Source organism: Sphingobium sp. B1D7B, from assembly GCF_025961965.1.
In the GTDB taxonomy this organism is placed as follows: Bacteria; Pseudomonadota; Alphaproteobacteria; order Sphingomonadales; family Sphingomonadaceae; genus Sphingobium.
In genome coordinates this window covers 859896-873258 of record NZ_JAOQOR010000001.1, presented here as the reverse complement: position 1 = coordinate 873258, position 13363 = coordinate 859896, and the positions used below count along the sequence as shown (strand labels likewise).

Genomic DNA, 13363 nt, shown 5'->3' with positions numbered 1-13363 from the left:
GAGATGACCAGCGCGATCACGCCCTGCATCTGGATGGACGGGACAGCCGAGGAGGCCGCGACCTTCTACGTCTCGCTCTTCCCGGATTCCCGCATCGACCGGATCGTCCGCTATGTCGATGACTCGCCCTTCCCGCCCAATTTCCCCGCCGGCACGGCCATGCTCGTGCTGTTCACGCTGAGCGGCCGACCATTCTCCGCATTGAACGGCGGGCCGATGTTTCCGCAGACCGAAGCCGTGTCGTTCGTCATCCCCGTGGATGATCAGGCCGAGCTGGACCGCGTCTGGACCGCCCTCACCGCGGATGGCGGCGCGGAGAGCATGTGCGGCTGGTGCAAGGATCGCTTCGGCGTCTCCTGGCAGGTCGTGCCGCGCCGCGTGCTGGAGATGCAGGCCAGCGATGACGCAGACGCCGTCCGCCGCATGAGCAGCGCGCTCATGACCATGCACAAGATCGACATCGCCACGCTCGAAACCGCCTTTTCCGGAGACTGACCCCGTGAGTTACATCCTCTACGCCCATCCCTTCTCCAGCTACAGCTGGAAGGCGATGATCGCGCTGCACGAGAAGGAACTGCCCTACACGCTGCGCAATGTCGAAGACGAAGGCGTGATGGACGCGCTGCGCGACCAGTGGCCGCTCGGCAAGTTCCCGGTGCTGGTGGATGAAGACACGCCGGCAATCGAGGCGACGACGATCATCGAATATCTCGACCTGCGCCACTATGAGCGCGCGCCCTTGATTCCCGCCACTGCCCATGATGCGCTGGATGTGCGCTTCATGGACCGCGTGTTCGACAATCATGTGATGACGCCGGTTCAGGCGGCGGTGACCGAGGCCCTGCCCCACCTCGTCGGCGCGAGCGATCCGGTGCGCACCCAGCGCGCGCGCGATGCGCTCGAGACCATTTATGGCTGGCTGGAAGCGCGGCTGACCGGGCATCTCTGGGCCTCGCCGCAAGGCTTCAGCATGGCGGATTGCGCCGCCGCGCCGGCTCTGTTCTATGCCGATTGGGTCCACCCGATCGGCGAGCGCTATCCGGAAGTGCGCGCCTATCGCGGGCGGCTGAACGCACGCCCGTCGGTTGCCCGCTGTATCGAGGGCGCAAGGCCCTATCGCCATTATTTCCCGCTTGGCGCGCCGGACCGGGATTGAAATCCTTAACCGACCGGGCCGGCTGCCGAGGGGTCACGCTCCCACGCTCCCCCCGGCCTGTGCCCTGGAACGATCAGCGCTGGCTCGCGATCCGGGTTTCACCGCCCTTGCTGATCTGCACCGAGTCCCCCGCGCCTTCGATCCGCGCGCCGGCATAGCTCAGTTCCTTCTCGGTCACGCAAACCCGGCGGGACATGCGCGTGCCGGTCGTCGCCTGCTGCTTGAAGCAATAGAAGGTCTGGCCACCACGCTTCAGCACCTTGGCCGGAATCTGATAGGTGGTTTCCGCAGCAGGCGCGGCCAGCGCCGGCTGGGCCAGCGGCAGGATGGCGATAGCGGCAGCGGCGGCGATCAGATGAAATTTGCTCGACATGTTGGTTCTCCCTACTGAATTTTTTCAGTCCCGAATGACTGACACACAAGGCTTTGCACTTTGCGTGCCAACTCATAAAAACACGTCTTTTCAGTGTTTTGAAAATCAGGAGGCTCAGCACCTTCAAAAGCCTCCTCCCACAGGTTGGTTATTCGTTCAGATAGTTGGCGAAATTCACCATCACACACCGAGCGCCATATCGAAAGCATGCTATTTTGTTTGCGCATCATCCGCTCTACGCTCACCGCCGCGAACAGAATGCGGGCACACCCCCCGTGAGGAGAGCCGGATGATGAGGATGACGAAGGCGGCGTCGAACGCGCCGGCCAAGGCCCGCGAGGCACGGCGCTGAATGGTCTGGCCGCACAGCTTCACCGATCTGCGTGACGCCGCCCGCCGCCGGTTACCGCGCTTCCTGTTCGATTATGTCGATGGCGGGAGCATCGACGAGCTGGCCCTGGCGCGCAACAGCGCCGCCGTTCGCGCCGTCACCTTGCGCCAGCAGGTGCTGAACGACGTCTCGGCATCCGATCTTTCGACCACTTTGTTCGGGCAAAAGCTCGCCATGCCCCTGATGCTCGCGCCGATCGGCATGGGTGGATTGCTGGCGCGGCGCGGCGAGGCGCAGGCGATCCGGGCCGCCCATGCCAACGGCGTGCCGATGGTCGCCTCGACCGTGACGGTCTGCTCGGCGGAAGAAATCGCCGGCACCGGCCTGCCCTTCTGGTTCCAGCTCTACATGGCCAAGGATCGCGGGTTCATCGCCGACCTGCTGGCCCGGGTGAAGGCTCTGGGCTGCAACACGCTGTTCATGACCGTCGACCTGCCCCTGCCCGGCCCGCGCTGGCGCGACCAGCGCTCGGGCCTCTCGGGACCGCCCGGCCTGCGCGGTCAGGCCCGGCGCTGGCGTGAGATCCTTGCCCATCCCGGCTGGGCCTGGGATGTCGGGCTGCATGGCCGCCCGCATACGCTCGGCAATCTGGTGCCGATCATGAACGGCAAGGTGCGCATGGGCGATTTTCTGCGCTGGAGCGGCCAGAACTTCGATCCGTCCGTCACCTGGAAGGATCTGGCCTTCATCCGCGAGCATTGGTCCGGCACGCTGGTGCTCAAGGGCATCATGGACCCGGCCGACGCAGTCCGCGCGGCGGAGATCGGTGCCGATGGCATCGTCGTCTCCAACCATGGCGGCCGCCAGCTCGATGCCACGGTCGGCACCGCGCAGGCGCTGCCGGATATCGTGGCAGCGGTGGGTGATCGCCTCACCGTGCTGATCGATGGCGGCATCCGCAACGGCCTCGATGTGCTGCGCATGCTGGCGCTGGGTGCCAAGGGCGTCATGATCGGCCGCCCCTGGGCCTTCGCCCTCGCCGCCGGGGGAGAAGCCGCCGTCTCCCGCATGCTCGCACAATATGCGCTCGAACTACGCTCCGGCCTCGCGCTCACCGGCTGCGCCCGCGTTACGGACGCCGGGCCGCATTTGCTCGATCATCGGGGCGTAAGCGAACAACCTTAGCCCCTCCTGTTGAGCTTCGCTCGCCTGCGGCTCAGAGGAGGGGTTGGGGTGGTGTTACACCCGCGCAGTCATTCACCGGCTATGCGATGCTGGCGCATCGCCACCACCCCCAGCCCCTCCTCTCAACAGGAGGGGAGATTCAGCCTCCCCTCAGGCCGCCTGTTCAAGGGCGGTCGAGCCGCTTTCCAGCAACATCGTCGCAGCCGCCGTGTTGGAAATGGGGATGTGATAATTCCGGCTGACCTCGGCCACATCCTCGCCCAAGGCCCCACGCGCCGCGATCCAGTTGACGATCTCTATGCCCTGGCTGCCCGCTTCCTCGACAATATCGAGGGCGCTGATTTTCGTCAGCGCATCCGGATCGGGGCCGAGATTGTCCATGCAGAACTGGTCGTAGCGCTGGTTGATAAAGCCGGCGCGTTCCCCGTCCAGCTGGTGGGAGAGTCCGCCGGTGCCGAACACCACGATCCGCTCATCGCCCTGCCAGCTGCGCAGCGCCTTGCCGACCGCGCGACCGAGCGCCAGGCAGCGCTTGGGGCTCGGCAGCGGATGCTGCACGGTGTTGATGGCGATGGGCACGATGCGCACCGGCCACTGTCCGCCGCCGGGCCATGACAGCTGGAACGGCACGACCAGCGCATGATCCACGAGCATCGACTGGCAGGTCGTGACATCGAATTCGTCCTCCACCAGTCCCTCGATGATGTGCCACGAGAGGGCGGCGTCGCCCTTGAACCCGTTCTGCACCGGCAGGCCCCAGCCCTCATCGGCATTGTGATAGCTGTCCGCCGCGCCCACCGCGAAGGTCGGCATCTTGTCGAGGAAGAAGTTGAGGCCGTGGTCATTGTAGAAGACCACGGCAACGTCCGGTCTGGCGGTTGCAAGCCAGCGATGGATCGGCTTGAACCCATCGAAGAACGGGCTCCAATAAGGGTCCTGCTCCTGACCGCGCGCAATGGCGCCGCCGATTGCCGGCACGTGGCTGGTGAAGATACCGCCGAGAATATGCGCCATGGCTCAGGCCTCCTCTTGCTGATGGGCTGCGTCGAGCAGCATTTGACGGAAAGCCTCGACACTCATGCCGGTCTGCTGCGCCCCCACATCCTGCACATTGAGGCCGTAGATGCCGGCCAGCTTGGCGAGATAATAGATGTTGCCGCCCGCCTCGATCATCTGGAGGACATTGCGGGCGCGGACCGCCTCGCGCTGCTCCTCAGTCAGATGGAAGCGCTCGAAATAGGCTTCCTCGTCCGCCTGATAGGCGGCGCGATTGGCAGCATCGTTGAACGAAAAGCACATGGCGTTCAGCGCGAAGCCGCGCGCCGCCGCATCACCGTCGAAGACCGGCGTACCGGGAATGATTCGTTTGGCGGTCGTTCCCGCCTCGATCGTTTCGATCGCACCCATTGATCCATGCTCCTGCTTCAGGACTGGATCCGTCACTGCGCTCGCCGCGCCGGGCAGACATTGACCTTGATCAAGCAGGGGATGTTGATCGCGCGGGGGGTCGTCCTCGCAGCGCCCCTGGCGCTAGGGAGTCACCAGAAGGCGCGGCGATTAAGCTCGTGACCGAAGGCAAGCAGGGCGACGCCGAGCAGCGTATAAGGCGTCTCGCCGGCCCAGCCATGCGGCAGGCTGAGCGCCCCGGCCATGATGCCAAGGCCGAGCGCGCCGACCGCGACCGGGAGGGCCATGCCATGCTTGAGCGCGCCGTGGCCGAGCGCCAGCGCGCCGAGCACCATGGCGATCATCAGGCCGGCTTCGTGGATGATCTCCGCCTCGAAAATGCCCGCGACAGAAGACAGCACGCCCACGGCAATCGCCGTCGTCAGGCAATGCACGGCGCACAGGCCGGACAGGCCGATGGCCAGCCGGTCGAGCTGTGGCATTGTCCACATCCGGGGTGCGGTGAGCGTTCTCATTGCAAGGGCCATACGCCCCCTCGCGGGAAGATACAACATATCCTTTGCCTCCGGGTGAGCCCTTTATGCTGGGGGCTTGCTTCCGCCGATCCCGCGGCGCATGGGGACCGGATGGCTGAACTTGCGCACTCGTCCTCGCCCGGTGCGCCCGCGGTCAGCGGGCGCCATCTTGGCCGTCCCGCCACGCTGGCACGCTGGCTGTTCGTCGTCGCGGGCCTGATTCTCTTCATGGTGGCGGTGGGTGGCATCACCCGCCTGACCGAGTCGGGCCTCTCCATCACCGAGTGGAAGCCGGTGACCGGCACCCTGCCGCCCATGAACGAGGCACAGTGGCAGCAAGAGTTCGACCAGTATCGGACCAGTTCACAATATGCGCTGATGAACAAGGGCATGACGCTCGAAGCGTTCAAGCACATCTATTTCTGGGAATATTTCCACCGTCTGGTCGGCCGCATCATCGGCCTTGCCTATGCCGTGCCGCTGGCCTGGTTCGCGCTCCGTCGCGCTGTTCCGCGCGGCTTCGGTGTCCGCTTGCTGGTGCTGCTGGCGCTCGGCGGCGCCCAGGGCACCGTCGGCTGGCTGATGGTGAAGAGCGGCCTTGTCGACCGGGTGAACGTGCAGCCGGCGATGCTCGCCGCGCATCTGGGCATGGCGCTGATCCTGCTCGGCGCCGTGGTGTGGACGGCCTGCGATTTCCTGCGGCTGGCCCGGCACGATGCCGCCAATCCCGCCAGCCCCACCACGTCCGCCGCCCTCGCGCCGCGACGGGCCGTGCCGACATGGGCGGGCGCCATCCCCGTGCTCATCCTCTTCATCCAGTTGCTGCTCGGCGCGCTCACCGCCGGCCTGCGCGCGGGCTATGTCTCCAATACATGGCCGATGATGAACGACCGCTTCGTGCCGGACGGCATCGCATGGTGGGGATCGCTGTGGATGACGCTGACCAGCGACCCGTTCCTCGTCCACTTCCTCCATCGCTGGTGGGCCATGGTCGCGGCGGGCGCCATGCTGTGGATGGCCGGGCGCCTTCATGCCCGGGGCGGGCTTCGCCTCTCTTATGCGCTGACCGGCGCCACGCTGGTGCAGGTGATGCTCGGCATCGGCACGGTGTTGACCGGCGTGTCGCTGCACATTGCCGTCACGCATCAGGTCACCGGCGCGCTGCTCCTCGCCATCGCGGTGGCCGGCGCGCATCGACTCGGCCAGCGGGATCGCGAATCGGATCTCACGCCTAAGCGCGCATGAGCGAGATCGCTCTGGTCTACGTGCCTTATGGTTCGCGCGCGGAGGCTGAAGCGGCGGGCCACCAGATGGTGCAAGAGCGACTGGCCGCCTGCGCCAATGTGCTGGGCGAAGGCTGCTCGATCTATCCGTGGGATGGCGCCATCGAGCAGAGCGTCGAAACGGTGGTGCTGTTCAAGACCGCGCCGGACCGCTGCGCGGCGCTCATGACCGCCATCGCGCAGGCCCATGCCTATGATCTCCCCGCGATCCTCACCTGGGCCGCGCACACCACCCCGGCCTATGCGGCCTGGGTGCACGAAAAAACACGGCCTGACGTCCGTCTGGACTGATAGGGTATCTTGATACCCGTCAGCAAGGGCGTGCTTTTTCTTGACTCTCCGGCCCCTCATCGCCATTGGGGCCGCGCGGGCGGTGCCTTTTCCGGGGCGCCGCTGTTGTTATTTTCTGGATACTCATTCCTGGAGGCAAGAGGCCATGAAGGCGCTCATGAAGACCACCAAGCCGGCAACCCCGGCCACGGTCGAGAAGAAATGGTTGCTGATCGACGCCGAGGGTCTCGTCGTCGGTCGCGTCGCGAGCATCATCGCGAACATCCTGCGCGGCAAGCACAAGCCCAGCTTCACCCCGCATGTCGACTGCGGTGACAATGTCATCGTGATCAATGCCGACAAGGTGAAGTTCACCGGCAACAAGCTGACCGACAAGCGCTATTACAAGCACACCGGCTATGCCGGCGGCATCAAGGAGACCTCTCCGCAGAAGGTGCTCGAGGGTCGTTTCCCCGAGCGCGTGCTGGAGAAGGCCGTGGAGCGCATGATTCCGCGCGGTCCCCTCGGTCGTCAGCAGATGCGCAACCTGCGCGTCTTCGCGGGCAGCGAACATCCGCATGAAGCCCAGAACCCCGAAGTGCTCGATGTTGCGGCGATGAACCGCAAGAACAAGGTTGGTGCCTGATGTCCGATACCGTCAACTCGCTGTCCGATCTGCAGGACCTCACCCAGGGTAACGCCGACGCACCGGCTGCCGATGCTGCCGCACCCGCGCCGGTAAAGGTCTCGAACGCGCCGCTGCGCCAGCAGGAGCTGGACAAGCAGGGCCGCGCCTACGCCACTGGTCGCCGTAAGGATGCCGTCGCCCGCGTGTGGGTGAAGCCCGGCACCGGCAAGATCACCGTCAACGGCCGCGATCAGGAAACCTATTTCGCACGTCCCACGCTGCGTCTCGTCATCAACCAGCCCTTCACGGTCACCGACCGCACCGGCCAGTATGACGTGATCTGCACCGTGAAGGGTGGCGGTCTCTCCGGTCAGGCCGGCGCCGTGAAGCACGGCATCGCGCAGGCGCTCAGCAAGTATGAGCCCACGCTGCGCGCCGCCGTGAAGGCAGAAGGCTTCCTCACGCGCGATCCGCGCGTCGTCGAGCGCAAGAAGTACGGCCGCGCCAAGGCTCGCCGCAGCTTCCAGTTCTCGAAGCGCTAAGAACGTCGACGTCGTTTCGCGGAGCAGACCATGGTCCGGCTCCGCGGACGCGCAGAAGGTTCAGAATATCCCGTCCGGGACCGGAACAAGGGCTGCTCTTCAGGGCGGCCCTTTTCCTTTAGGCGCATTATGGGCGCAGCGCGCATAGCTTCACGCGCGAAGGCTTGACCTACGACAGGGCTCACCTACTTTGGGTCTGCGGGCCGGGCCCCTCTGGCGATCCCCTATGGATCGTGATGTCGGACCGCATCGAGTGCGCTCGGTGCCGGGTCCAGACTTATTGAACACCTGCATCAGCCACCCGATCGACAATCGTTCCATCGGAGGTTTTTCATGACATCAGCCCAATCCATGCCCTGCCCGGTTTGCCACGTGCCGCTCGTGATGAGCGAGCGCCAAGGCGTCGAAATCGATTATTGCCCCCAATGCCGTGGCGTGTGGCTGGACCGGGGCGAGCTGGACAAGATTATCGAGCGCGCCAGTGCCGAACTGGCGCCTGCCGCCCCGCCGCAGACCCGCGCCGAGCCTTATCCGCCCCAGCCTCAGGCCCAGCAGCCGTACCGCGATGAGCGATATCGCGAGCAGGGCTATCGAGACGGCGGCTACCGCTCGCATAAAGGCTATCCCAAGCGGAAGAAGTCGTTCCTCGAAGAGCTGTTCGACTGATCGGCGGCATTCAGCGTCGCGTGCCAGCGCCGTCCACGCCCAGCGCAAGCCGCTGCTCAATGCCGATCCGGTCCAGAAACGCGGCATCGTGGCTCACGACGAGCAAGGCGCCGTCATAGTCGGCGAGCGCCTGCTCAAGGAGCTCAATACTCTCGATGTCGAGATGATTGGTCGGCTCATCAAGAACTAAAAGCTGCGGCGGCACCGGCCCGCTTGTGATCACGCACAGGGCGGCGCGCAGCCGCTCGCCGCCGCTCAGCACCGCGACATCCTTCAGGGCATCGCGGTTGCGGAAGGCGAAGCGGGCCAGCGCCTCATGCGCCATGTGCGGGGTCATCCCGGGATGCGCGGCCAGCATCGCCCGTTGCAGGGTCTGGCCGGCCCTCAACAGGTCGGCATGCTGGTCGAGCAGCGCGATCCGGCCCGGTCCGCGATGGATGGCCCCCGCGCTCGGCTCGGCCAAGCCGACCGCCAGGGCGAGCAGGCTGGTCTTGCCACTGCCGTTCGGGCCCGTGATCGCGACGCGCTCCGGCCCGGTCATGGCAAAGGACAGCGGGCCGAACAGCCGGCGCCCGCCCCGTGCCAGCATCACATCCTCAAACCGCAGTAACGTGCGATTATGCGGGAGGCCGGCCGATGGCAGATTGATCTGCAGCGGCGTCAGAACCTCCACCTGCGCGCGGGCAGCCTCCAGCGACTCGCTTGCCGCGTCGATCTGGCGCTCAGCCTGATGACGCTCGCGCGCCCCGCTTTGCTCGGCTTGCTCCGCCCGCTTGCCGAGCAGAATGCGCGGCTGATCCCCCCGCGCCCGGGCAGTGCGCCCGGCCTTGTCCCGCCGGGCCTTTCGCTCGGCCTGAGCCTGGGCATCCCGCTGCTGCCGGGCGAGTGTGCGCTGGCTGCGATCCAGCTCGTCCTCGGCCCGTGCGCGCATCGCGTCACGACTCGCCACAAAGGCGCTCCACCCCCCGCCGACGCTGAAGGCCCCGACCGGCGAGAGCTGGACGATCCGGTCCATGCCTTCCAGCAGCGCGCGATCATGGCTGGCGACGAGTGCGCCGCCCGGCCAGCAGGCCAGCAACTCCCCCACCGCGGCCCGGCCGGCGTCGTCGAGATTGTTGGTGGGTTCATCGAGCAGCAGCAGTTCGGGCTCTGCAAGCAGCATCGCCGCCAGCCCGACGCGGGTGCGTTCCCCACCAGACAGCGTCGCGCAATCGCGATCAAGGCCGGTGCCGGTCAACCCGACATCGGCCAGCGCTCGCTCAAGGCGCTCGGGCAGAGTCCAGTCCGCCTCCGCTGCATCCTCCAGCGATCCTTCGCCCGCGTCCAGGCGCGCGAGTCTCTCCAGCGCATCGGACAAGCCGAGCGCATGTGCAACGCTGCCAGCATCCGGCTGGATCTGCCGCAAGGTGCCGATGCGCCCGGTCCGGTGGATCGTCCCCGCCTGTGGCGCGCCGCCCTCGGCGATCATGGCGAGCAGGCTCGACTTGCCGGCGCCGTTGCGCCCGACAAGGCCGACCCGCTCCCGCCCGATGGCCAGAGTCAAGTCAGAGAAAAGCGCCGTCCCGTCAGGCCGGGCGAGCGTGACGTAATCGAGGGTGAGAAGAGCGGGATTTGGGCCGGGCATGGAACACCTGTGACGAAGGAACAATCGGGCGGATGTCCGGTGCCTTGTCCATGATGATGTGCTCCTGCCGGCGTTGAAGGGGCGATGTAGGCGCGATCGTGCGCGGAATCAAATCCGCCGCACCAAGCGCGCGACGAGAAGCATCGCGGCGGGAAAGCTGAGCGCCCACAAGGCGCCCACCCAAATCAGCCACGGCCAGAACATCTGCAGCGCCAGCGCCGGCATCAGGAGGCCGTTGGCGAGCAGGGCTGCATGGGCCGCGCGACCGCCCCGCCCGACGGGAAGCGCGAAGGCAGCCAGCAAGGTAGCGAGACTCATCAGAGCGTAGCCCAGCAGATCCACCGCGAAGAGAAAGCTACGATAGGGCAGGAAGAGAAAGGGCTCGATGCCGGCCGTATGGCCGCTGGCCAGTCTCGGCGCGACGAAAGTGAGCTGAACGAAATAGACAAGGCCCGTGAGCGTGGCATACATGATCGCGAAGCCAAACGCGCTTTGACTGAAGGCCCGACGCCCCGGCGGCGCGAGCCGATGCAGGGCGGCCGTGAGGATCACGAAGGCCGGGCCGAGCAGCAGCGAGGGCGTGAGCAGCAGCGCCAGCCCGCGCGCCGTGCTGGCAGCATTCGGGCCGCCGGCAGAGCCGAGCAGGCCAAGCCATTCGAGCAGTTGCCCGCCGACATAGGCAAGGGCGAGCGACGCGCAGGCCAGTGCAGCCGCATAAGCGAGCCGTGCGGCCATCGCGCGGTCCTGCTGCTCTGGTGGATTGCCCATCGTCTGCCGCTCGTCTTCCAACATGTGCAGAAGATAGGTCAGCCCCCACCGCCAGGCTTTGCGCGGGATCAACCGCATCCTCCATATTGCCCGCTGGCGGCGGGGATGCTAACCGCCAACCTCATGCACACGCCGCCTGAAATCATTCACGTTCATGCTCGCCGAGTCTCCTGCGATGGCTCGGGCCACGGCATCCCCGCTGCGCTGGGGCATCCGCGCATCTTCCTGGAGATCGACGAGCATGGCTATGTCGATTGCGGCTATTGCGACAGGCGCTTCGTGCTGGCGGGCGGCCCGGCCGACACCCCGGACATTGTGAACAAACCAGACATTTCGTCCGGCGCCAGCCTCTGAACGGCTGACGACCGAACCGGCGAAGACCGGGCCATCAACGGAGAGGATCGACCGCCCATGCCATTGCATCCCGTGCCGGTCGACGATCCCGCTGTCTGGACCAGCGCCGAAATTGGTGGACGCGAAGGCTTCACCCATCGGCTTTCCCCGGCGCAACGCGACGCTATCGATCGCGCCGTGCTCCGCGTGCGCGGCCGAGTCGCGCATGACCTCCGGCGCGAGGATTTCTCCTGCCCTGAAATCGACGCGCTGATGAAGGCAGCACGCTGGCAGCTTTTCCATGGCTGCGGCGCGGTCATTCTCTCCGGGATCGATGCGGGCCGTTATGATCTGGCAGATCATGAGCGGCTCTATTGGGGGCTCGGCACCCATATCGGCGCCGGCGTGGTGCAAAGCCCGCGTGGCGACCATATCGCCCATGTCCAGAAGGAAGAGGGCGGGCCGTCGCGCGGCTACACGTCCGATCTGGAACTGCGCTCCCATACCGATTTTCACGAAGTCCTCTCGCTCTACGGCCTTCGTGCCTCGGCGCAGGGCGGCGAGAGTGGTGCTGTCAGCCTGCTCGCCATCCACAACATCATGGCCCGCGAGCGACCCGATCTTCTCGCCCGTCTCTACGAAGGCCATTATATCGACTGGCCCCAGCGGCAGCAGCCTCACGAAGAGGCGCTGCCTTTCTTCTGGACATTGGATGGCAAGACGAGCGGGTTCAACAACCGCGTGTTCCTGCGCCATGGCCGCGAGCCGGAGAAGCTGCCTGCTGCATTCCGCGAGGCGCTTGCCCTGTTCGACGAGATCGCGCTGCGGCCCGATGTCCGCGCCGATTTCGTGCTGCAGCCCGGCGAGATGTTCTTCTGGCACAATTTCCTCGTGCTGCACTCGCGCCAGCAATTCCATGACACGCCCGATGCGCGCCGCCTGCTACTGCGCCTTTGGCTGAACATTCCGGACGGACGGCCGATTCATCCCGCCATGCGCAGCCTGACGGCGGAGATTGATGCATATCATGGCGGGGTTGCGGTGCCGGCCTAGGAGGGACCGATCACCTTGGGAGGACGGCCCATGCCTCGTATCTTGCTCGCTCTTCTGTGTTTTCTCATCGCGATGCCGGCGCAGGCGAGCACGCCCTGGTCCCGCCCGGCGGCCACAACGCTGCTCGATTATGGCCGCAAGATTGACTCACATGGCCTCGATCCGCGTGATTATGAGCTGGACCGGTTGCGCGGCGCTCTCGAAGGCGGAGACCAGCGCGGCCTCGACATCGCCGCGACCCGCAGCTTTGCCTTGATGGCGCGCGACCTCGCCAATGGCCGGGTGCCTGTCGACCAGCGCCGCCTCTCCTATTTCCGCACCCCCAATCTCAGCCCGGACGCGGTGCTCGCCCTGATCGACCGTGCGCTGAGCAACGGCGATGTCGCTGCCGAACTGGACCGGCTGGCCCCTGCCCATCCCGATTATCGCAGACTCCGCGCCGCACTGCTGAGCCTGCCCGCCGATGCGGCCGCAGACCGCGCCAGGCTGCGCGCCAATCTCGAACGCTGGCGCTGGCTGCCCCGTAACATGGGGTCGCGCTATCTGATTGTGAACGTGCCGGAATATGTGGCACAACTGGTCGATCGCGGTGCCGTGCTGGCCACGCACCGGGTGATCGTGGGCAAACTCGGCACGCCAACCCCGCAATTCACCACCACCGCCACAGGCGTCATCCTCAACCCGACATGGACCGTGCCGCAATCGATCGTCCGCGAGAGCGTCGGCGCGCTGATCCGCACGCGCCCAGCCACGGCCCGCGCACGGGGGTATAGCTGGACCCAGCAAGGCAGCGGCCTGCAGGTCGTGCAGCAGCCAGGCCCCAGCAATGCGCTGGGTCAGATGAAGATCGACATGCCCAATCCGCTCGCCATCTTCCTGCACGATACGCCGAGCAAGAGCCTGTTCGAGAAAGAAGAGCGCACCTTCAGCCATGGCTGTGTGCGCACGGAGCAACCGTTCGACCTCGCCGTGGCGATGCTCGCCGGAACGGAGTGGACGCGAGCGCAGATCAACGCTGCCGTCGCCGCCGGTACCACCGTGACGGCCAAGCTGTCCGCACCGATTCCGGTCTACATCGTCTACATGACCGCGCGTGCCGACGCGAAGGGCCGGCTCAACAGGTTCGATGATGTCTATGGGCTGGATGGCGACATTGCCGCGGCCCTCGGCGCCGGCAACCTCGCCGCGACCCGGCAACTCTCCAGCATGGGATGTCTGGCCGGCTAGGC

17 protein-coding genes are annotated in these 13363 nt (G+C 66.0%); 11 read left to right on the top strand and 6 right to left on the bottom strand.

Features of this window, described 5'->3' with window-relative positions:
* Positions 1–3: 3 nt before the first annotated feature.
* Together M2336_RS04085 and M2336_RS04080 are read left to right on the top strand one after the other, a co-directional pair.
* Positions 4–495 carry a VOC family protein gene (locus M2336_RS04085; RefSeq protein WP_264574075.1) on the top strand — a complete coding sequence of 164 codons (492 nt, stop codon included), beginning with the start codon at positions 4–6 and terminating at the stop codon, positions 493–495.
* Between the two features lie 4 nt (positions 496–499).
* The gene (locus M2336_RS04080; protein ID WP_264574074.1) at positions 500–1156 is read left to right on the top strand and encodes a glutathione S-transferase family protein; all 657 of its coding nucleotides are present in this window, start codon (positions 500–502) and stop codon (positions 1154–1156) included.
* Positions 1157–1229: 73 nt separating this feature from the next.
* Here M2336_RS04080 and M2336_RS04075 read toward each other — a convergent pair whose 3' ends face one another.
* Complete coding sequence (locus M2336_RS04075; RefSeq protein WP_264574073.1) at positions 1230–1529, bottom strand: hypothetical protein; 300 nt, start codon at positions 1527–1529, stop codon at positions 1230–1232.
* 352 nt (positions 1530–1881) lie between these two features.
* On the opposite strand from M2336_RS04075, the gene M2336_RS04070 reads away from it, so the two are divergent.
* Entirely contained in the window at positions 1882–3045 is a 1164-nt protein-coding gene (locus M2336_RS04070; protein WP_264574072.1) for an L-lactate dehydrogenase, read from the top strand.
* Between the two features lie 150 nt (positions 3046–3195).
* Here the strand turns inward: M2336_RS04070 and M2336_RS04065 are convergent, their stop codons facing one another.
* From M2336_RS04065 to M2336_RS04055, 3 genes are all read right to left on the bottom strand, one after another.
* Entirely contained in the window at positions 3196–4059 is an 864-nt protein-coding gene (locus M2336_RS04065; protein WP_264571590.1) for a class III extradiol dioxygenase family protein, read from the bottom strand.
* A gap of 3 nt (positions 4060–4062) precedes the next feature.
* On the bottom strand, positions 4063–4452 hold the full coding sequence (locus M2336_RS04060) for a protocatechuate 4,5-dioxygenase subunit alpha (RefSeq protein ID WP_181560971.1): 390 nt from the start codon (positions 4450–4452) through the stop codon (positions 4063–4065).
* 131 nt (positions 4453–4583) lie between these two features.
* Complete coding sequence (locus tag M2336_RS04055) at positions 4584–4934, bottom strand: MerC domain-containing protein (protein ID WP_264571591.1); 351 nt, start codon at positions 4932–4934, stop codon at positions 4584–4586.
* A gap of 144 nt (positions 4935–5078) precedes the next feature.
* Here M2336_RS04055 and M2336_RS04050 point away from each other — a divergent pair, with 144 nt between their 5' ends.
* The 5 genes from M2336_RS04050 (at position 5079) to M2336_RS04030 (ending at position 8356) form a co-directional block, all read left to right on the top strand.
* The gene (locus M2336_RS04050; RefSeq protein WP_264574070.1) at positions 5079–6212 is read left to right on the top strand and encodes a COX15/CtaA family protein; all 1134 of its coding nucleotides are present in this window, start codon (positions 5079–5081) and stop codon (positions 6210–6212) included.
* Positions 6209–6541, top strand: a complete 333-nt coding sequence (gene cutA, locus M2336_RS04045) for a divalent-cation tolerance protein CutA (RefSeq protein WP_264574069.1) — start codon at positions 6209–6211, stop codon at positions 6539–6541. Before M2336_RS04050 ends, cutA begins: the two co-directional genes overlap by 4 nt.
* Positions 6542–6686: 145 nt before the next feature.
* The gene (rplM, locus tag M2336_RS04040; protein WP_181560974.1) at positions 6687–7166 is read left to right on the top strand and encodes a 50S ribosomal protein L13; all 480 of its coding nucleotides are present in this window, start codon (positions 6687–6689) and stop codon (positions 7164–7166) included.
* A complete protein-coding gene (gene rpsI / locus M2336_RS04035) occupies positions 7166–7690 on the top strand; it encodes a 30S ribosomal protein S9 (RefSeq protein ID WP_264574068.1) in 525 nt (174 codons plus the stop codon). Before rplM ends, rpsI begins: the two co-directional genes overlap by 1 nt.
* Before the next feature lie 333 nt (positions 7691–8023).
* Positions 8024–8356, top strand: coding sequence for a zf-TFIIB domain-containing protein (locus tag M2336_RS04030; RefSeq protein WP_264574067.1), 333 nt, complete (start codon positions 8024–8026; stop codon positions 8354–8356).
* Positions 8357–8366: 10 nt separating this feature from the next.
* On the opposite strand, the gene M2336_RS04025 is transcribed toward M2336_RS04030, so the two are convergent.
* Positions 8367–9980, bottom strand: a complete 1614-nt coding sequence (locus tag M2336_RS04025) for an ABC-F family ATP-binding cassette domain-containing protein (RefSeq protein WP_264574066.1) — start codon at positions 9978–9980, stop codon at positions 8367–8369.
* Between the two features lie 108 nt (positions 9981–10088).
* On the bottom strand, positions 10089–10820 hold the full coding sequence (locus tag M2336_RS04020; RefSeq protein ID WP_264592569.1) for a hypothetical protein: 732 nt from the start codon (positions 10818–10820) through the stop codon (positions 10089–10091).
* Between the two features lie 51 nt (positions 10821–10871).
* Between M2336_RS04020 and M2336_RS04015 the strand changes: the two genes are divergently transcribed.
* The 3 genes from M2336_RS04015 to M2336_RS04005 are packed head-to-tail and all read left to right on the top strand — an operon-like array spanning position 10872 to position 13361.
* Positions 10872–11102, top strand: a complete 231-nt coding sequence (locus M2336_RS04015) for a zinc-finger domain-containing protein (RefSeq protein ID WP_181561563.1) — start codon at positions 10872–10874, stop codon at positions 11100–11102.
* A 57-nt stretch (positions 11103–11159) separates the two neighbouring features.
* The gene (locus tag M2336_RS04010; RefSeq protein ID WP_264574064.1) at positions 11160–12134 is read left to right on the top strand and encodes a TauD/TfdA family dioxygenase; all 975 of its coding nucleotides are present in this window, start codon (positions 11160–11162) and stop codon (positions 12132–12134) included.
* 30 nt (positions 12135–12164) lie between these two features.
* Positions 12165–13361, top strand: a complete 1197-nt coding sequence (locus tag M2336_RS04005; RefSeq protein WP_264574063.1) for a L,D-transpeptidase family protein — start codon at positions 12165–12167, stop codon at positions 13359–13361.
* Positions 13362–13363: the final 2 nt, after the last annotated feature.